The 18,202-nt window shown below is 61.0% G+C and carries 17 protein-coding genes and 1 pseudogene; 5 read left to right on the top strand and 13 right to left on the bottom strand.

Annotation, left to right across the window (positions count from 1 at the left end; translation table 11 throughout):
- Positions 1-31 precede the first annotated feature (31 nt).
- The 4 genes and pseudogenes from FFS64_RS10230 to FFS64_RS10220 all read right to left on the bottom strand — a co-directional run bounded on the left by FFS64_RS10230 (position 32) and on the right by FFS64_RS10220 (position 2,026).
- The gene (locus tag FFS64_RS10230; protein ID WP_137805274.1) at positions 32-478 is read right to left on the bottom strand and encodes a hypothetical protein; all 447 of its coding nucleotides are present in this window, start codon (positions 476-478) and stop codon (positions 32-34) included.
- A gap of 255 nt (positions 479-733) precedes the next feature.
- Positions 734-1,216 (bottom strand): annotated as a pseudogene (locus tag FFS64_RS10225) (DoxX family protein); the annotation flags it as partial.
- 119 nt (positions 1,217-1,335) lie between these two features.
- The gene (locus tag FFS64_RS31255; RefSeq protein WP_171017075.1) at positions 1,336-1,509 is read right to left on the bottom strand and encodes a hypothetical protein; all 174 of its coding nucleotides are present in this window, start codon (positions 1,507-1,509) and stop codon (positions 1,336-1,338) included.
- 226 nt (positions 1,510-1,735) lie between these two features.
- Positions 1,736-2,026, bottom strand: coding sequence for a hypothetical protein (locus tag FFS64_RS10220; protein WP_137805272.1), 291 nt, complete (start codon positions 2,024-2,026; stop codon positions 1,736-1,738).
- Between the two features lie 276 nt (positions 2,027-2,302).
- On the opposite strand from FFS64_RS10220, the gene FFS64_RS10215 reads away from it, so the two are divergent.
- Positions 2,303-3,106: an alpha/beta fold hydrolase gene (locus FFS64_RS10215; RefSeq protein WP_137805271.1), complete on the top strand. Its 804-nt coding sequence runs from the start codon at positions 2,303-2,305 to the stop codon at positions 3,104-3,106.
- A gap of 43 nt (positions 3,107-3,149) precedes the next feature.
- Here FFS64_RS10215 and FFS64_RS10210 read toward each other — a convergent pair whose 3' ends face one another.
- The 3 genes from FFS64_RS10210 to FFS64_RS10200 all read right to left on the bottom strand — a co-directional run bounded on the left by FFS64_RS10210 (position 3,150) and on the right by FFS64_RS10200 (position 6,262).
- On the bottom strand, positions 3,150-3,890 hold the full coding sequence (locus tag FFS64_RS10210) for a Mut7-C RNAse domain-containing protein (RefSeq protein WP_137805270.1): 741 nt from the start codon (positions 3,888-3,890) through the stop codon (positions 3,150-3,152).
- Between the two features lie 8 nt (positions 3,891-3,898).
- Positions 3,899-4,807: a universal stress protein gene (locus FFS64_RS10205; RefSeq protein WP_137805269.1), complete on the bottom strand. Its 909-nt coding sequence runs from the start codon at positions 4,805-4,807 to the stop codon at positions 3,899-3,901.
- A gap of 150 nt (positions 4,808-4,957) precedes the next feature.
- A complete protein-coding gene (locus FFS64_RS10200) occupies positions 4,958-6,262 on the bottom strand; it encodes an MFS transporter (protein WP_137805268.1) in 1,305 nt (434 codons plus the stop codon).
- A 151-nt stretch (positions 6,263-6,413) separates the two neighbouring features.
- Between FFS64_RS10200 and FFS64_RS10195 the strand changes: the two genes are divergently transcribed.
- Positions 6,414-9,251: an AMP-binding protein gene (locus tag FFS64_RS10195; RefSeq protein ID WP_256660436.1), complete on the top strand. Its 2,838-nt coding sequence runs from the start codon at positions 6,414-6,416 to the stop codon at positions 9,249-9,251.
- A 4-nt stretch (positions 9,252-9,255) separates the two neighbouring features.
- Here FFS64_RS10195 and FFS64_RS10190 read toward each other — a convergent pair whose 3' ends face one another.
- Positions 9,256-10,569, bottom strand: coding sequence for an L-fuconate dehydratase (locus FFS64_RS10190; protein WP_137805267.1), 1,314 nt, complete (start codon positions 10,567-10,569; stop codon positions 9,256-9,258).
- 98 nt (positions 10,570-10,667) lie between these two features.
- Between FFS64_RS10190 and FFS64_RS10185 the strand changes: the two genes are divergently transcribed.
- A complete protein-coding gene (locus FFS64_RS10185) occupies positions 10,668-11,594 on the top strand; it encodes a LysR family transcriptional regulator (RefSeq protein ID WP_137805266.1) in 927 nt (308 codons plus the stop codon).
- A 79-nt stretch (positions 11,595-11,673) separates the two neighbouring features.
- Here FFS64_RS10185 and FFS64_RS10180 read toward each other — a convergent pair whose 3' ends face one another.
- The 5 genes from FFS64_RS10180 to ppnN all read right to left on the bottom strand — a co-directional run bounded on the left by FFS64_RS10180 (position 11,674) and on the right by ppnN (position 15,846).
- Positions 11,674-11,898: a hypothetical protein gene (locus tag FFS64_RS10180; protein WP_137805265.1), complete on the bottom strand. Its 225-nt coding sequence runs from the start codon at positions 11,896-11,898 to the stop codon at positions 11,674-11,676.
- Positions 11,899-12,005: 107 nt separating this feature from the next.
- Positions 12,006-12,740 (bottom strand): ABC transporter substrate-binding protein, encoded by a 735-nt coding sequence (locus tag FFS64_RS10175; protein WP_137805264.1) that lies wholly within the window; start codon positions 12,738-12,740, stop codon positions 12,006-12,008.
- 251 nt (positions 12,741-12,991) lie between these two features.
- Positions 12,992-13,375 carry a hypothetical protein gene (locus FFS64_RS10170; protein WP_137805263.1) on the bottom strand — a complete coding sequence of 128 codons (384 nt, stop codon included), beginning with the start codon at positions 13,373-13,375 and terminating at the stop codon, positions 12,992-12,994.
- A 191-nt stretch (positions 13,376-13,566) separates the two neighbouring features.
- Positions 13,567-14,301: a response regulator gene (locus FFS64_RS10165; protein WP_137805262.1), complete on the bottom strand. Its 735-nt coding sequence runs from the start codon at positions 14,299-14,301 to the stop codon at positions 13,567-13,569.
- Positions 14,302-14,472: 171 nt separating this feature from the next.
- Complete coding sequence (gene ppnN / locus FFS64_RS10160) at positions 14,473-15,846, bottom strand: nucleotide 5'-monophosphate nucleosidase PpnN (RefSeq protein ID WP_137805261.1); 1,374 nt, start codon at positions 15,844-15,846, stop codon at positions 14,473-14,475.
- Between the two features lie 215 nt (positions 15,847-16,061).
- On the opposite strand from ppnN, the gene FFS64_RS10155 reads away from it, so the two are divergent.
- Positions 16,062-16,589 carry a DUF3087 family protein gene (locus FFS64_RS10155; protein WP_137805260.1) on the top strand — a complete coding sequence of 176 codons (528 nt, stop codon included), beginning with the start codon at positions 16,062-16,064 and terminating at the stop codon, positions 16,587-16,589.
- A 40-nt stretch (positions 16,590-16,629) separates the two neighbouring features.
- On the top strand, positions 16,630-18,183 hold the full coding sequence (locus FFS64_RS10150; RefSeq protein WP_137805259.1) for a sensor domain-containing diguanylate cyclase: 1,554 nt from the start codon (positions 16,630-16,632) through the stop codon (positions 18,181-18,183).
- Positions 18,184-18,202 lie beyond the last annotated feature (19 nt).

The raw sequence follows: 18,202 nt of genomic DNA, 5'->3' as shown, positions 1-18,202 counted from the left end.
AACGCCCCCGCGCAAAGCGGGGGCGCATGGCTCACTCCTTGGTAGAGAACAGGCCATTGGGCAGTTCCTTGCCGTTCTCGTTATAGGCCGCCTTGACACTCAGGTACGACTCCATTTCATCAATGTAGCCGTCCGTGTTGGTGTCCTTCTTCGCGAACACGGCTTGCCCCTTCGGCTCAACCACGAGGAACTCGGCGCGCGAGATTCGCGCATCATCATCAGTATCGATCGAGTTGAAAATCGCATCACCGCATTGGCCTTCACCGCACTTTCCCTCGGAAGTCTTGGCCTGTGTCTTGGACTCCGTGCCACCGCACTTACCTTCACCACACTTGCCTTCAGCTGCAGTGTGTGCCGCGGCAAGCGTGTAGCCTTGCGGCAATTGTTGTACGGCAAACGCCGATCCACTCAGAACGATCCCGGCCAGCGCGACGCTCATCAGACCAATACGCTTGTTACGGATGGTTTTATCAGACATTACATTTTCTCCAGGTGGGGTGCGGCGAAGCCGCTGGGTAGCACTGCCAAATGCAGTAGCAAATCAAGATTTGGAAAGCGGCATGTGAACGGAGCCAGGACTGCGGGGAAAAACCAGCAGGATCATTGCGATGCCCGCCAACGTTCCTCCCACCCATGGCAGCAGTATCGAAACCGTCATCCCCAGCGTCAGGAGTACAAGCCCCCACGCGCTCGGACCGGCAGAACTCCTGCTTGCTGAGTCTCGGAGGACGTCGATGAGATGATCGAGGCTCAGGCGACCGGATCCATTGAGGATGAGCGGCAAAAGCATCACCAGGTAGATCAACGGCAGCTTGTAGTTGCCGTAGCCGTCGTTGCTGATTGCGTAGCCTTGCCATAGCCCGCTCAAGCTCGACCAATCCGACGGCCAGTGAATGGTGTAGGTGGCAACTATTGTCAGCACCCACAGCGACAGTGCGATAAAGCGGGTGCCCAAACCGAGCAGCAAAGCGAGGCTGCCGATCAGTTCGAACCAGGTTGCCAGGGTCCAATTCATATTCGAGCTCAGCAACGAGAACGGCATCGGGAACTTGTCGCCAAGGTCGGCGAACCAGTTCGCCCCTTGCAGCTTCTCAAGTCCGGCTTCGAAGAATTCCCATGCGAGCAAAATGCGCAGCCCAAAGGGCGCCAGCCAAAGCCCGACAACATCAATACGGGATGTCAGCGACTGCTCGACTTGTTGGTTTCGGTTCGACATCTGGTTTTCCTCGGGCAATGCGCGCCCTATTACGAAGGGCCATGCCAACGACGAAACGCATCGCTGGAATGTCATTCGCGCCTCTGTTTGTAGGGTTTCGTAGAGGGAGAAGCCCTCGATCAGGCTTCGAGATATCGCAGTGCCGGGACAGAGCGGGACAGCTGCGGGGAAAGCGCCTTGCGCGCGTTTTCGAACGTGGTCCGGTGATCGAACTCAGCCGGCGCCGGGAGGGTGACAATCTCCCCCAGCGCGAAACCGGCCAGCGCGGTACCTTGGTGGATGCGGGTGTTCATGGCAGTTTCCTTTAACCGGCGAGGGTACCGGGTTCAGGAATAAATCTACGCAAAAAGGCTTTCGACCTAAATGACGTATATACCTCCTTTTGCGCCGTCAAGTTGGCAAACTTCAGGTCTTTGAGTCTGCCCGTTTTCTGCCGGCTCGCACCGGCAGCTTTGGGCCGATTTCTACTTGTCGAGACAAAACCCTCGCCAGTGTCGTGAGATCAATCGCAAGGACGCGCTATTTGATCTGCACAATGACCGGACCTTCCGTCACGATCGGCGGGTTCGCTCGGATGTTTGCTGCATTTTTCTGAATCCACTCACGTGCGACTTTCAAGCTCGCATCGCTGCCGGCCTTGTCGGTGCAAACAGTTATCGACGTACCACCATCACCCGTATTGAGGAGTGTGTAGCTGACCAGACCCGGCACTGTCCGCAGGGCAGCTTCGACGTCGGTCCTGCGCTCTTCCAACAGCTCGAAAAGCTGCTTTGCTCCAGTACCCAGGTAAGTTCTTATTACTGCGTACATAGTCGTCTCCTTGGGGAACACCGCCTTGATGCCGGTCCAGGTCCACTGATGGCCGGTATCACTCAGGTTTCAGTTCGTCCCGATTTATTAAGCTTAGCCACAGGCGGGCGACCAGCGAAATGCAACGACCATCGGCTGCGTTTGCCCGATGGCTACCGGGATTCATCCTATTTGCGCTAGTACCGGGCGCGCGCCAGACTGCGTGCTGATCGTTGTCCTCGCGACCGCAACACTTCGTTTTCTTTTATCCGCTTGAATGATCAGATGAGGATTCCAATGTCATCGTTTGTCCGTGCCGAATCGCTTTGGATCGATACGCCCCATGGGCGACTGTTTACTCGACGCTGGTTCCCGGCGGGCGTGGAACACAGCCAGGCAGAACCGCCGATCATTCTTTTTCATGATTCCCTTGGATGCGTCCAATTGTGGCGAGACTTTCCTGAGCGACTTTGTCAGACCACAGGGAGGGAGGTGATTGCCTATGACCGGCTCGGCTTCGGGCAGTCGGACCCGTACCCGGAGAATTTGCCCATGGATTTCATCCGCGACGAAGCCGAGCGTTTCTTCGCGCTGGTCAGGGCCCAATTGCAACTCGATCGGTTTGTCGCCATGGGCCATAGTGTGGGCGGCGCGATGGCTACGTGCTGCGCCGCCCTGTACCCGCAGCGCTGCGTTGCATTGATCACCGTCTCGGCACAAGCGTTCGTTGAAGAGCAGACGCTGCGCGGTATTCAAGACGCCAAGGCGCAGTTCGAGGCGCCGGGGCAAAGGGAGCGTCTTGAAAAATATCATGGTGATAAAGCGCCTTGGGTGCTGTCAGCCTGGACGGATACCTGGTTGTCGCAGGCTTTTAGCGGCTGGACGATTGAAGACACCGTTGACTCGATTCACTGCCCACTGCTGGCGATTCATGGTGAGCAAGACGAGTACGGGTCCGTGCTGCATCCCATGCGCATCGCCAGGCTTGCGAAGGTGCCCGGGGAATATCTGATACTGGAAAATTGTCATCATGTCCCCCATCGAGAGGCCCCCGAAGTGGTTCTGGATGCGGTCGGCCGCCTGCTTCAAATCAGCCACTGATGAATAACTGCACCTGGCCATTTATTCGACCCGACGCGCTGCGCTATCGGTCCAGCAACGGCGCTAGCAGGGCACACATGCCGCGCCAGTGCGAACCCTCCCAGTAAATCCGTTGGCAGCCGTCGCAGCGCAGGAAGTGCGAATAGAGGGCGCCAACCCGTGGCGGCACCAGCGGCCGGGCCAGTTCCGGGCTGATTTCGTGCAGCGGCAGGTTGCAATGAAGGCACAGGCTGAAGGGCCGCGCGCTGCGCGCCAGGTCGAGGCGCTCGTACAATTCGCGCAGTTGCAGCGACGGTTTGAGGGCATGCACGTAACAGCCGTGGCTGATGATGCGTCGCTTGAGCAGTTCGCGGTCGCGGGTCAACACGATGCGTCCTTGCTGCGCCGCGATCTCGGCGATCTCGCCATCCTCGAAGCCATTGTCGTAGAGGGTGTCGAAGCCGCTCATTCGCAGCAGGCTGGCCAGCCCGCCAAGGTGTGCATCAGCGACGAAGCGCAGCACCCGTAGCGGCTGCGCACGAACCTTGAGCTGCGGGCTGATGTCCAGCGTTTCGAACTTGGGATACACCGCCAGCCGGTCATCGTCGAAGATCACCCGCCCGAAGCCCACCGACTCGCCGTTGAGCAGCACCAGCTCGACCTCCGTGTGCGGTACCCCGAGCGCCTCGATCATGTGCTTGACCGTCGCCCCTTGCGCGCACTCGCAGGTGAAGGACTGCCGCCGCCGTTCGGGCGGCAGGAAATCGTTGAGTTCCTCGTAGAAGCGGAAAGTTGCACTTGTCATGCTTCAGGCTATCCCAACTGATCGACTTGCCCCTTTATTGCCAGGACATTGCAGGGCACCTTGTACAGCACGTGTTCTGTCGTACTGCCAAGCAGCTTGTGCAGTCCTTTTCGATGGGTATCTCCCATGATGAACACATCGGCCCGGCTGTGGGCTGCGAAGTCGGACATCACTTTGGCTGGCGACCCTTCAATGAAGTGTTGTCGTTCAGAGGGTACGTGGCAGCTGTCGGCCAGGGTATTGAAGGACTTGTGCAGTGCCCGACGCACGTCGGCGCTGAAGCCGGGCATCGTTACCGCACCGGCGCCGGCGTCGGAGATATGTGTTTGCGATGGATCGAAGGCGTGCAGCAGGTGCAGCTCTGCGTTGCACTGCGATGCCATCCTCTTCGCCGCCAGGATGATGCGATCGTTGAGGTCAGTGATCTGATGCTCTGGGTGGGACAGATCCACTGCCGCCACGACCACCCGTGGCAGTGGACACCTGACTTCGCTGACCAGATGAACAGCAACCGGGCAATCGCGTACCAGATGCCAATCCAGAGGGGTGACGAATACGCGTTTGAGTGTTGATTCGTGGTGTACGTCCTTGATCACCAGGTCCGGTTGCAAGTCCTTCACATGCTGAAGGATTTCCTTCAGTACGTCCCGAGCCAATACCACTTCGGTGGTCACCGTAACGCCATTGCCGCGTATCAGCTGGGCTTCATCCTGCAGCCACTTCTGGTTCTCTTGCTGACAGATTTCGCGAAATTTCTTGTTTCCGCTCATCAATCCCAAGATGTCGACGTCTTCGATGAATACCGCGATATGCAGCACTGCGCCAGTGGCTTTGGCCAGTGCGACGGCCCGCTCCAGCGCCGGCGTGTGGCGCATGGCAGGACCGGCAATCAGAAAGAGGCGTTGATATTGGCTCATGTCGCACCTCCAGCATTGTGGGTTATCTGTTGGTTCTCTTGTTCGCCACGCCATTGGCGAGCGCCTGGCGCCTCAATTTCCCGGATCGCCACCACCAATATACGCCTGCATTCAGTGAACGCGCGCGGGACGTCGTCCTGATAGCCGCTCTCACTGTTCGAGACGCTCTGTACCGCTGATAGCTGCCTGTCGTCCGCGCTCGAGGTCGACGCCGGCCAGGATCAGCAGGCCGATCACGAAATAGCTGCCGGTAATCAGCATGGCCAGGCGGTGATCGCCGCCGGACAGCCAACTGGTAAGGCCGTACGTCATGGGACCGAGGATGGCCGACAGTTTGACCGCCAGCCCCCAGAGGCCGAAAAACTCCGCCAGCCGCGTCGGTGGCGCGAGCAGACCGACGATCGCCCGTCCAGCCGATTGACTGGCGCCCATGCACAGACCGGCGAGGTTCGCCGCCAGCCAGAATAGTCCGGGACCGTGCGCCACCCAGACCAGACCGACCATGCCGAGCCAGCCTAGCAGGGTCAGCGCCAGCGTGGCGCGATGGCCGAGACGATCCTGCAGCCAACCGAACAGTACGGCACCGATGGAGGCCGTGATATTCACCACGAAGATCAACAGCAACGTGTCCTGGGTACTGAAGCCCATGACCTGATTGGCATAGATGGCCGCCAGGGTGATCACTGCCGAGATGCCGGCCTGGTAGCAGACGGTGCAGGCAAGAAAGCGCAGCAAGTCTCGATAGTGCTCGGCTTCACGCAGCGTCTGCGCGAAGCGCGCCAGCGCCGCTTGTGCGATAGGCCTGTCGCTGCTGCCTGGCTGCGGCTGGCTGCGTTCGCGCAAGAACAGGAAGGTCGGTACGCTGGCCAAGGCGAACAAGACCGCCGTGATCAGCATGCACACCGGCACGAATTGCGCCGCCGTCTGGCCCTGCGCCTGGGCCCAGCTGACAAAGGCCAGGCAGGCGCCCAGGCTGACCAGGCCGCCGATATAGCCCAACCCCCAGCCCCAGCCGGACACCTTGCCCAAGGCATCCGCACGGGCGAGTTGGGGCAGGAAGGCGGCAATCAGGTTCTCGCCGCTGCCGAAGCAGAAGTTCGATAGCACGATGAACAGGATCGCCACACCGAGTTCTCCCGGTCCGGCCAGCGCCAGTCCAGCGGTAAAGGCGACGCAACCGATCGTGCTGAACAGCAGCAGGCGTTTCTTGCAGGCGAAGGCGTCGGCGTAGGCACCGATCAGCGGCGCGGTCAGGATGATCAGGACATAGGAGAGGGCGGTGGCGCTGGTCCAGGCCAGCGTACCCCAGGCTTCGCCCTTGGCGACCACCGCGACAAAGTAGGCATTGAACACGGCGGTGATCACGACAGTCGTGTAGCCGGAGTTGGCGAAATCGAACATCGCCCAGGCCCAGATTTCTCGGCGTGTCACTCCGGGGGCAAGGCTGGCTGACATGGCGGTCTCTCTGCAGGCGCTGGGTCCTTAAAGCCTAGCTGCAATGTAGGCGCGCGGCAGTCCATGACGGCATTCCCAGTCGCCGCCATAGGCGCATAATGGTCGTGGGTAAGGATTTATACACCGAGTGTCCTGTCATGAGGGGCCGTCGATGTCTCGTCCGCTTCCAGAAACCCGCACCGTTCCCCGTTTCGATGGGGACGCGCAAAAGTTGCTCGAAATTGTCCGGCGCACCGTGGTCGAGTTGCGCCCGCAAGCGGCGCAAGGTTTACAGGTCACCTTGCACAGCGTGCTGGATCGGGATCTGGGCCTGGACAGCCTGGCTCGGGTCGAACTCTGGTCACGCATCGAGCACGCGTTCGATGTGCGCCTGCCAGAAAACCTGTTCGCCTCGGCGGACACCCCCCAAGACATACTGCGCGTGCTGCACAGCAGACAGGGCGCCGAGGTCGTCAGTCCATTGCCCTCCAGCGACTCCAGCGAAACCCTGGCTGCCACAGGGCAGACGCCGGACGCCGCGCGGACCCTGATCGAGGTACTGGAGTGGCATGTACGCCATCAACCGCAGCATCTGCACGTACGCCTGCTGGGTGAAGGGGACCAACAGGAAGAAATCAGCTATGGCGCCTTGCACCAGGGCGCCCTGGCCGTTGCCGCAGGGCTGCAACGCAGTGGCTTGCACACCGGTCAGACCGTAGCCCTGATGCTGCCCACCAGCCGCGACTTTCTCCATGGTTTTTTCGGCATCCTGTTGGCCGGTGGGGTGCCGGTGCCCATCTACCCACCGCTGCGCCTGTCGCAGATAGAGGATCACTTGCGTCGCCAGGTCGGCATCCTGTGTAACGCTGAGGCCAAAGTGCTGATCACCGTGACGCAAGCGAAGTTGCTCGCCCGGCTGCTCCTGCCGCGGGTCCCGAGCCTGAGCCGCATCGCCAGCGTGGCCGATCTGACGGAGGAGGGGGGCGAGTGCATCACACCGCCGCGGCAAGCGGATGACATCGCTTTCCTGCAGTACACCTCGGGCAGCACCGGCCAACCCAAGGGGGTGATGGTCAGCCACGCCAATCTGCTGGCCAATCTGCGCGCCATGGGCAGGACGCTGAAGGTGGGACCGCAGGACGTGTTCGTCAGCTGGCTGCCCATGTACCACGACATGGGATTGATCGGTGCCTGGCTGGGCAGCCTGTATTACGGCTACAACCTGGTGCTGATGTCGCCACTGGCTTTCCTGGCACGGCCGGCACGTTGGCTATGGGCCATGGACCGTTACCGCGGCACGATGTCGGCAGCGCCCAACTTTGCCTACGAACTGTGCCTGAACAAACTGGCTGACGACGACCTCGAGGGCCTGGACCTGAGCAGTTGGCGCCTGGCCTTCAACGGTGCCGAACCGGTCAGCCCGCAGACCTTGCAGCGCTTCGCCGAACGTTTCGCTCGCTATGGCCTGGCGTCCACTGCGCTGAAGCCTGTCTATGGATTGGCCGAGGCCACCTTGGGTGTGTCCTTTCCTCCACTCGACCGGGGGCCGCTGATCGATCGGGTGCAGCGAGAGGCGTTCCAGGCAAGAGGCAATGCATTGCCCGCCGAAGCGGACACCGATGCGACGCTGTGTTTTGTCTCCAGCGGCCGGCCATTGCCGGGGCATCAGATTCGCATCGTCGATGGTCGCGGGGGCGAACTCCCCGAGCGCAGCGAGGGTCACCTGCAATTCAGTGGACCGTCCACCACCCGTGGCTACTACCGTAATCCTGAAGAAACCCGCCGGGTGCTGCGCGATGGCTGGATGGACTCGCTCGATTTTGCCTACATGGCCGGCGGTGAGGTCTACCTGACCGGCCGCGCCAAGGACCTGATCATTCGTGCCGGACGCAACATCTACCCCTACGATGTCGAAGCGGCGGTCGGCAATTTGCCCGGTCTGCGCAAAGGCTGCATCGCGGTGTTCGGCAGTCCTGACCCGGCCACCGGTACCGAGCGCCTGGTGGTGTTGGCCGAAAGCCTCGAAAAGGAAGCGGCTGCCCGGCAACAGTTGCAGCAGGAGGTCAACCGCATCGTGGTCGACCTCACCGGTGTGTCGCCCGACGATGTCGTTCTGGCGCCACCGCATAGCGTACTCAAAACCTCCAGCGGGAAGATTCGCCGTGCGGCCAGTCGCGAACTGTATGAGCGCGGCGAAGTGGGGCGGCCGCACCTGGCCGTGTGGCGCCAGCTGCTGCGCCTGGTGGTGCAGGCCGTCCGCGCCCATTTCGGCCGCAGCTGGCGAACCTGCCGCGCGGCGCTGTATGCCGCTTATATCTGGCTGCTGTTCTGGCTGGTTACACCATTGACCTGGCTGGGCGTCGCGATCCTGCCGCGCCAGCGTTGGTGCCGCAGCTTCACTCGAGCGGCCGCCCGGCTGTTCCTGCGCTTGGCGGGTATACCGTTCAGTGTCACGGGGCTGGAATGCCTGCCTGCGGCGGGGGTGTGCGTGCTGGCCGCCAACCATGCCAGCTACCTCGACGGCGTCATTCTCAGCGCGGCCCTGCCGCCGCAGTTCAGCTTCGTGGCCAAGCGCGAGTTGGCTGACCAGTGGATCGCCGGCCGGTTCCTGCGCAAGCTCGGTGCCTGCTTCGTCGAACGTTTCGATCTGCAGCGTAGCGCCGCAGACACCGAGTCCCTGGCAGAGGTACTGCAAGCCGGCCAGCCGCTGGTGTTCTTCCCCGAGGGAACCTTCACCCGCGAGCCAGGCTTGCGCACATTCCACATGGGCGCTTTCGTGCTTGCCGCCCGTGCCGGCGTGCCGCTGGTGCCGGTCGCCATTGGCGGCACGCGCAAAGTGCTGCGCGACGGTCAGTGGTTCCCACGCCACGGTGCAATCCACGTCAACATCGGCCCCCCGCTGTTGGCGCAAGGGCCGGACTGGATGGAGGCCATCAAGTTGCGGGATGCGACGATAGCGGTGCTGCTGGAACACCTGGATGAGTCGGAACGGGCCCAGCGCGCAGGTTAGGCGACTACTGTGTTGCGATATCAACCCACACCGGGCCGTCGGGAAACGGGTAACGCTCCAGGGTTTCAGCGCTCATTTCGATGCTGTAGCCCGGACGTTGCGGTGGCATGTAGCGGCCGCGACGGATCACCACCGGGTCGAGGAAATGCTCGTGCAGGTGGTCGACGTATTCGAGTACCCGGTTTTGCAGCGAAGCCGAGACGGCGATGTAGTCGAACAGGGCGATATGCTGCACGTATTCGCACAAGCCGACGCCACCGCCATGGGGGCAGACCGGCACGTCGAATTTAGCCGCCATCAGCAGCACGATCAGCACCTCATTGAGGCCGCCCAGGCGTGCCGCGTCCAACTGGCAGAAGTCCAGCGCGCCGGCCTGGAACATCTGCTTGAACATCACCCGGTTGTGGCAATGCTCGCCGGTGGCGACGCCGATCGGGGCGATGCGCCGGCGGATGCTGGCATGGCCGAGGATGTCGTCGGGGCTGGTCGGCTCTTCGATCCACAGGGGGGCGAACGCTGCCAGGCGGCGCATGTTGGCGACGGCTTCTTCGACGTCCCAGACCTGGTTGGCGTCCATCATCAGGGTGCGTTCCCAGCCGATTTCTTCGCGCAGGATCGTGGCGCGGCGAATGTCGTCTTCCAGGTTGGCGCCGATTTTCTGCTTGATGTGGGTCCAGCCATCCGCGACCGCTTCGCGGGCCAGCTGACGCATTTTTTCTTCGCTGTAGCCGAGCCAGCCCGGCGCGGTGGTGTAGCCGGGGTAGCCTTCGCGCAGCATGTGCGCCTCGCGTTGGGCCTTGCCCGGCATCTGGCGGCGCAGCAGGGCGATGGCTTCCTCGGGTGTGAGGACGTCGGTGACGTAGCTGAAGTCCAGGCAGCGCACCAATTGTTCCGGTGTCATGCCGGCCAACAGCTTCCACACCGGTTTGCCTTCGTGCTTGGCCCACAGGTCCCAGACGGCGTTGACGATGGCCGCGGTGGCCAGGTGGATCACGCCTTTTTCCGGACCCAGCCAGCGCAGTTGGCTGTCGCCCACGGTGATGTTGTGCCAGAAGGCGCCCATGTCGGCGACGATCTCTTCCAGGGTCAGGCCGACCACCATCGGTGCCAGCGATTGCACGGCGGCCACGCAGATTTCGTTGCCACGGCCGATGGTGAAGGTCAGGCCATGGCCTTCCAGGGCCGGGGTGTCGGTGTGCAGCACGACATAGGACGCGGAGTAATCCGGCGCGCTGTTCATCGCATCAGAGCCGTCCAAAGACAGGGACGTGGGGAAGCGAATGTCGCGCACGCTCAGGTGAGTGATTCGAATGCTCATGGACTCTTGTTCTCGGTAAACCGTTGGAGACTCGACTGTAGGTCGCCGAGCGATACAGGCATAATCGCGATTCCCTAAGCAGGTATATCGGATTTGATATGTTGCAGCCCCGCAACCTTGGCACTCTGAAAATCTCCAGCCGGCAGATCACCTTGCTCAATGCCCTGGGTGAGTTCGGCAACCTGCGGCGGGCAGCCACGGCGATGCACACCACGCAACCGGCCGCCAGCCTGCTGTTGCAGCAACTGGAAGAGCGTCTTGGCGTGCGCCTGTTCGAGCGCTTGCCACGGGGCATGCAGCCGACGCTGTATGGCGAGGTGATGATTCGTTACGCCCAGGGCGCGTTGCATGAGTTCGAGCATGCCCAGGCGCAGATCGCCGAACTGGCGCGCGGGGCCATGGGCCTGGTGCGGGTCGGCAGCGTGATGGGGCCGGTGCCCCGGCTGCTGACCACGGCGGTGCTGGCGTACAAGCGTGATCACCCCAAGGTGCGGATTTCCATTGAAGTCGGTACCAGCGATACCTTGCTGCCGGCCTTGCTGCGCGGCGATCTCGATGTGGTGCTGGGGCGTCTGCCGGATCAGAGCGACAGTCAGGACCTGGACATCGAGCTGTTCGACAACGGCGAGCAGATGCGCGTGATCGGCCGGGCCGGTCATCCGTTGGCGGGTGCCTCGCCATTGCAGTTGGCCGACCTGGTCAGCTTGACCTGGATCCTGCACCCCATCGGCAGCCCCATGCGCCGCCGCGTGGAGAGTGCCTTGCAAGCCGGCGGCATGGTGCAGGCGCTGGACATCGTCGAAACCGCTTCGATCCTGGCGACCACAGCGATGCTCGAAGCGTCGGACATGATCGCGGTGGTGCCTAATGACGTGGCCGAGCATTATGCGGGCTACGGCATGGTCGCGATCCTGCCGGTCGAACTGCCGATCTCCATGGTCAACATTGGCCTGCTGACCTTGCGTTCCCGGCCGAGGTCGGTGGCTTTGAATACGCTGCTGCAGTATTTGCGGGGGCAGCAATAAATGCCTGACCCAAAAAGGAAACCCCGGACAGACCTGATCTACCCGGGGTTTCCTGCGTCAACCAGCCCAAGGCCGTTGATCAGTAGCGCTGATATTTCGAACCAAACTCAGGGCGGTTTTCCGCGACGTAGAGTTTTTCTTTCTGGCTGTCCTGACGGTCGATGCCAACCGTGTTCACATTCAGTGTTGCCGGCTGGCTGACAGTGGCTGCTGCAACGACTGCCTCCGTGGCATGCGGGGCGGCGATGGCGGAAGTGGCGCCAAGAACCGAAAGGGCGAAACCAAGACCGATGATGCTTTTCATGATATTGCTCCAGAGCGTGGGAAGAAGATGTGGCCACTGTAGTGCTGGAGCGTTGCGATGAGAAAACACCCTTACGCATAGTTGTTATCGAGAACGGTGATCCTTGCTCAGCGGGGCGTGCTGTCGCTGAGCCAGCGCTGTTTGATCTGTTCCAGGCGGCCATCGCGGTTCATCTCATCCAGCGCCTGTTGCCAGCGCTCGACCTGATGCACATCGGTCTGCAGGGAAAACGCGATGTAGCTGCCTTGCTGCATCAGCGGCATCTGATAGTGCAACTGGTTGGGTGCCAACCCTTCTTCACGGGCCATGGTGGCGATGGACAGGGTATCGGCCACCACGAAGTCGGTCCGGCCCATGCGCGCCAGGCGCATCATTTGTTCGGGCGAGGCGACGCCATACAAGTTGGTCAGGCCCTGCTTCTGCAAGTAGCTGTACACCAGCCATTTACGCGGCACGACAATCCGCCCCAGGTTGCCGGCTTCCAGCAAACTGTGCACCGGTGGCCGGGCGCTGTCGGCGGAGTACAGCGCGGTTTCCACTTCCAGCAACGGACCGACCCACTGATACCGATCATCGCGCTCGGCGGTGCGAAGTACGGTAAAAACCCCGGTGGCCGGTTCAGTGCTGGCCACGTGCAGGGCACGCAGCAACGGCAGTTGCTGCAGGTTCACGTGATCGCCGGTGCGTTCGGCCAGGGCCTGTACCACATCCACACCGAATCCCACCAATTGGCCGCCTTGCTGGAAGTGCAGGGGTGGATGGTTGTCGGTGAGCAGGGTCAGATCGGCCGCGAGTGCATTGAGCGTCAGGAAACCCAGCAGGCAACCGGCAAAGCGCTTCATGAATCGTCCTTGATGTAATGAAGCGCAAATCTTAGTACGGGCACAGTGCCACTGTCCCGGACTATCTCCGGGGCTTTTGTGTCAGAGATGAGGATTTATGGGGATGGCTGCCGAGGTTTGTGGCAAAAAAACTGTGGGAGCGAGCCTGCTCGCAAAGAGGGTGTGTCAGTCGACGACATTGTCGACTGGTCGACCGCTTTCGCGAGCGGGCTCGCTCCCACAGTTGATCTTTAGTGTGTTGAAGATCGCGATCAATAGCGCTGATATTTCGAACCGAATTCGGCACGGTTTTCAGCAACGATCACACCGCCGCGCACGGCGTTGCCGGGGATCGAGGCAACGCGTTCACGCAGTTCCTGCAAGCGATCGGAACCACCTTCGGCAACACGATTCTGGATCAGGCGATCGGAACCACCTTCAGCGACCCGTTCACGCAACTCTTGCAACCGATCGGCACCGCCTTCAGCCACGCGATTTTGTTGCAAGCGGTCCGAGCCGCCTTCGGCCACCACGACCTTGATGGTGCTTTGGGAGGCGACACTCGGGGTGTTGGCCGATGCCAGGTTCGACAGGCCAAGACCGCCCACCAGTGCCAGGCCGAGTGCCAGGGACGAAACTTTCGAGAAGTTGAACATGTTTGATACTCCGTGCGCTTAGTAAGTGAGTGGTCAGTAGCTCGTGCTAGCTAGTGGTCACAGTTAAACGCCGGGGTGTATCGCTGATGTGTGCTTGAACAGCGCGAAATCGGTTTTTGCGTATCCGGGCGGGGTTCATATACAGATGGATACAAACCCCTGGAAAAATGTTGCCTGTGTTTCGAGCATATCTACGCTTCGAGCATTTCCACCGGGTAGGAGAAAACATAGCCTTCACTGCGCACGGTCTTGATATAGGTCGCCTCCCGTGAGTCATCCTTCAACCGTTGACGCAGGCGACTCACCAACAAGTCGATGGAGCGGTCGAACAGATCGGCGTCGCGGCCCTGGGTCAGGTTGAGCAACTGGTCGCGGCTCAATACCCGTTGCGGGTGATCGAGAAACACCCGCAGCAGTCGGTATTCCGCGCCACTGAGGGCAACCAGCGTGCCGTCTTCATCGAGCAGGTGGCGAGCGGTGGTGTCCAGGCGCCAGCGGCCGAAGGCCAGCATGCGGCCGCTTTCGGTGACCAACAGGTTGGGTGGCAGCATGCGGGTGCGGCGCAGTACGGCGTTGATCCGCGCCAGCAGTTCACGGGCGGCAAAGGGTTTGGTCAGGTAGTCGTCGGCGCCCATTTCCAGGCCGAGAATGCGGTCGGTTTCGTCGTTGCGCGCGGTGAGCATGAGGATCGGCGTGGCTTTGTGTTTGCCTGAACGCAACTCGCGGCACAGCACCAGACCGTCGTCGCCGGGCAACATGATGTCGAGTACGATCAGGTCTACCTGGTTGGCTTCCAGAAAGCTGCGCATTTGCCGGCCGTCGGCAACCATCGTGGTGCGCAGGCCGTTTTTCTTCAGGTAGTTGCCGACCAGTTCGCGAATTTCGCGATCGTCGTCGACGATCAGAATGTGGTTGACGTGGTCCATCGGTCGATCCCTTGTGTTCGTTGTTGTGCACCCCCGTGGGAGCGAGCCTGCTCGCGAAAAACGTCAGGACTACGCGTTCATTCAGGCAGCACGCGTTATCGTTCACGTCCATCGCGAGCAGTCGAGCGTCGACCGGCTGCTCCCACAGAAAAACAACCCGTCAGCGCTCGGTTATGCAACCACTTGATAACAGGGTACATACGCCGCGCCACCGGGCAGTTTCATCCGGTGCTGGGCGACGAAGGCCTTGAGCAGTTGGTCCAGCGGCTGCATGACCGCCGCATCGCCACGGATCTGGTAAGGCCCGTGTTTTTCGATCAGGCGGATGCCCTTGTCCTTGACGTTGCCGGCAACGATGCCGGAGAACGCGCGGCGCAGGTTGGCGGCCAGTTCGTGGGCCGGCAGGTCGCGGCTCAGTTTCAGGTTGGCCATGTTTTCGTGGGTCGGGTCGAATGGGCGCTGGAAGCCTTCGTCGATTTTCAGCAGCCAGTTGAAATGGAACGCATCGTTGCGCTCGCGGCGGAACTGTTTGACCGCCTTGAGGCCCAGGGTCATCTGCCGGGCGACTTCCGCCGGATCGTCGATGATGATCTGGTAATGCTTCTTGGCCCCTTCGCCCAGGGTGGCGCCGACGAAGGCGTCGAGTTGTTCCAGATACGGTGCGGCGTGTTTCGGGCCGGTGAGGATGACCGGGAAGGGCAGGCCTTCGTTGCCCGGGTGCATCAGGATGCCCAGCAGGTACAGGAACTCTTCGGCCGTCCCGGCGCCGCCCGGGAAGATGATGATGCCGTGGCCGACGCGCACGAAGGCTTCCAGGCGTTTTTCGATGTCCGGCAGGATCACCAGTTCGTTGACGATCGGGTTCGGCGCCTCGGCAGCGATGATTCCGGGTTCGGTCAGGCCCAGGTAACGGCCGCCGTGGATGCGCTGTTTGGCGTGGGCGATGGTGGCGCCTTTCATCGGGCCTTTCATCACACCGGGGCCGCAACCGGTGCAGACGTCGAGGCTGCGCAGGCCCAGTTCATGGCCGACTTTCTTGGTGTATTTGTATTCTTCGGTATTGATCGAGTGACCGCCCCAGCACACCACGATCTTCGGCTCGACGCCGGGACGCAGGGTGCGGGCATTGCGCAGCAGGTGGAACACGTAGTCGCTGATGCCCTGGGAGGTACTCAGGTCGATGCGTTGGCTGTCGAGTTCGTTTTCGGTATAGACGATGTCGCGCAGGGCGCTGAACAGCATTTCACGGGTGCTGGCGATCATTTCGCCGTCGACGAAAGCATCGGCCGGGGCGTTCAGCAGTTCCAGGCGTACGCCGCGGTCTTGTTGGTGGATGCGGATTTCGAAGTCCTTGTAGGCTTCGAGGATGGTCTTGGCGTTATCGACGTGGGCGCCGGTATTGAGGATGGCCAGGGCGCATTGGCGGAAGATGTCGTAGGTGCTGCCGGATCCGGCTTCGCTCAGTTGCTGGACTTCCCGTTGGGAGAGTGTTTCCAAGCTGCCTTTCGGGCTGACCGAAGCGTTGATTACTTGTCGTTGGGTCATTCAATGATCCTTAAAACGATGTCATTCCCACAGAAATAACGAATGGCATCCGAATAGTGTGTATCCATGAAAGAAGATGGCACGAACTGCGCGGTCTCGCCACGTCCCCCGTTTGACGATGAAAAGATGAAAAGGAGCCCCAGCATAGCTAAATCCCTCGCAGAGGCGATAATGCCTGCACTCTTTTTGTCCGTGATTGAAGGAAAACCGACGTAATGTTCGAAATCCAGCCGATGAACGCCGAAACCTATCGGCAACAGACGCGACGCAGCACGCTGATCATCGCGCTGATTTTCCTGGCACTGGCGATGGTGCTGTCCACCACGGCGGTGGCGTTGTTCGGTATGCCTGGCGGGGACAATCTGCGCTTCAACATCGGCGGCGTGTTTGCCGCCGTACTGGTAATGGCAGCGCTGATGCGCAAGGTATTCTGGACTCAGGCATGGATGGCGCCGGCGGTCTACAGCTGGCAGCTCAAGCGCAGTCTGATGAGCGTCACCAACGTCATGCATCACGTCACGGCGGCGGTTGATGCAGGTGATCCGAGCGCAATGAAGCTGCTACGGTTCTATCATCTGGGTTTGAACCAAATGCACCAGCTGGACGGTAACTCCAGCGATCATGGGCAGTTGATCCGGGAAATGGATCAGCACAAGGCGCGGATGCAAGCGCTGGGTATCGACACTGAACAGACGCGGCTGGACCCGGTCTGGATCGAGGCTGTGAAGCAGGCATCGCGGTAAACCGCCGGCGTCTGTCAACACGATTCAAGGAGCGAATGTCATGGGGCACCCATCAATCTACGACCGCATCGAAAAAAACCGGCCCGGCGTCGCCAGGCTCAAGGTTCGCGCGGCGGTGACGCTATTGGTTGCGGTGTGCCTGTCGATGGCGCTGATCGTCAGCTGGGAAGTCTGGAGCGCGCGGCAGTATCATCTGCAGGACAAGGAAGTGGCGATGTCCAACCTTGCGCAGACTCTGGCCTCGCAGGCTCAGGCGTCGATCAAGCAGGCCGATACCTTGTTGTTCAGCCTGGTCGATCGCCTGGAAAACGACGGCATTGAAGAAGGCCGGCTCAATCGCCTGCAACGCTTGCTCAGTGCCCAGCGCAGTGAGTTGAGCCAGCTCCATGGCCTGTTCGTGTATGACGAAACCGGGAAGTGGATCGCCAATTCCAATGGTGCCGAGGTCGGCGTCGCCAATAACTCCGACCGCGAGTACTTCATCTACCATCGCGATCATCCGGACCGCGGTCCGCACATCGGTCCGTCAATCAAGAGCCGTTCCAGCGGCGAATGGATCATGACGGTGTCGCGACGGGTCAATCACCCCGACGGCAGTTTCGCCGGCGTTGCGCTGGCGACGATCTACCTCACGCACTTCCTGCAGCTCTACGACAGTATCGACATGGGCCGTAACGGCGTGATCAACCTGATTGCCGACAATGCCTCGATCGTCGTGCGTCGGCCGTTCAACGAGGCGGACATCGGTACCAGCCTGGCCAAAAGCCCGCTGTTCACCCAGTTGCTGCCACACGCCAGTTCCGGCACGGCGACGATCAAATCGATCATCGATGGCGTCGAGCGAGTGGTGGGCTATCGCCGGGTCGAGGGGTATCCGCTGATTATCTTTGCAGCGCTGAACAAGGACGAAGTGCTGGCCGGCTGGCGCAAGGAGTCAATGCTCAGTGCGGTGATCGTGTCATTGTTGCTCGGGTTTCTCGGTGTACTCGGTTATCGCCTGATGAAGTTGATGAAGCAGCAGAACCGTATCCAGGTCGAGTTGCTCGGATCCCAGGACAAGCTCCTCGAACTCAATCGCAACCTGGAATTGCTGGCCCTGGAAGATGCGCTCACCGGGTTGGCCAACCGGCGCCAGTTCGATCTGTTCATACAGGCGGAAACGGGGCGTGCCCGGCGCAACCTGACCGGTCTGGCGCTGCTGATGATCGATGTCGATCATTTCAAGGCGTTCAACGATCACTACGGCCATTTGGCCGGTGATCAGTGTTTGCGCAATATCGCGGCCATCATCATCGAACACATCAAGCGCCCCGGAGATCTGGCCGCGCGCTTTGGTGGCGAAGAGTTTGCCGTGGTGCTGCCCGGCACCGATTACGTGGGAGCGTTTCTGGTAGCGGAGAAAATCCGCCGCGCGGTGCAGACGGCAGGCCTCGCGCACAGTGAAAGCCCGGAAGCCGTGATCACGGTGAGCATCGGTATGTGCGGCTACGATCCGGCATCACAAACCAGCACCGAGGAGTTGATCGGTGCCGCCGACAAGGCGCTATACGTGGCCAAGGCCAGCGGTCGCAACATGAGCGTCATTGCCAACTGACGGCGCCTTGCCGAACCGG

The sequence above is a fragment of the Pseudomonas sp. G(2018) genome (assembly GCF_005502415.1).
Taxonomy (GTDB): Bacteria; Pseudomonadota; Gammaproteobacteria; order Pseudomonadales; family Pseudomonadaceae; genus Aquipseudomonas.
The sequence above is the reverse complement of the archived record's forward strand: the minus strand, read 5'-3'. Positions and strand labels throughout refer to the sequence as shown.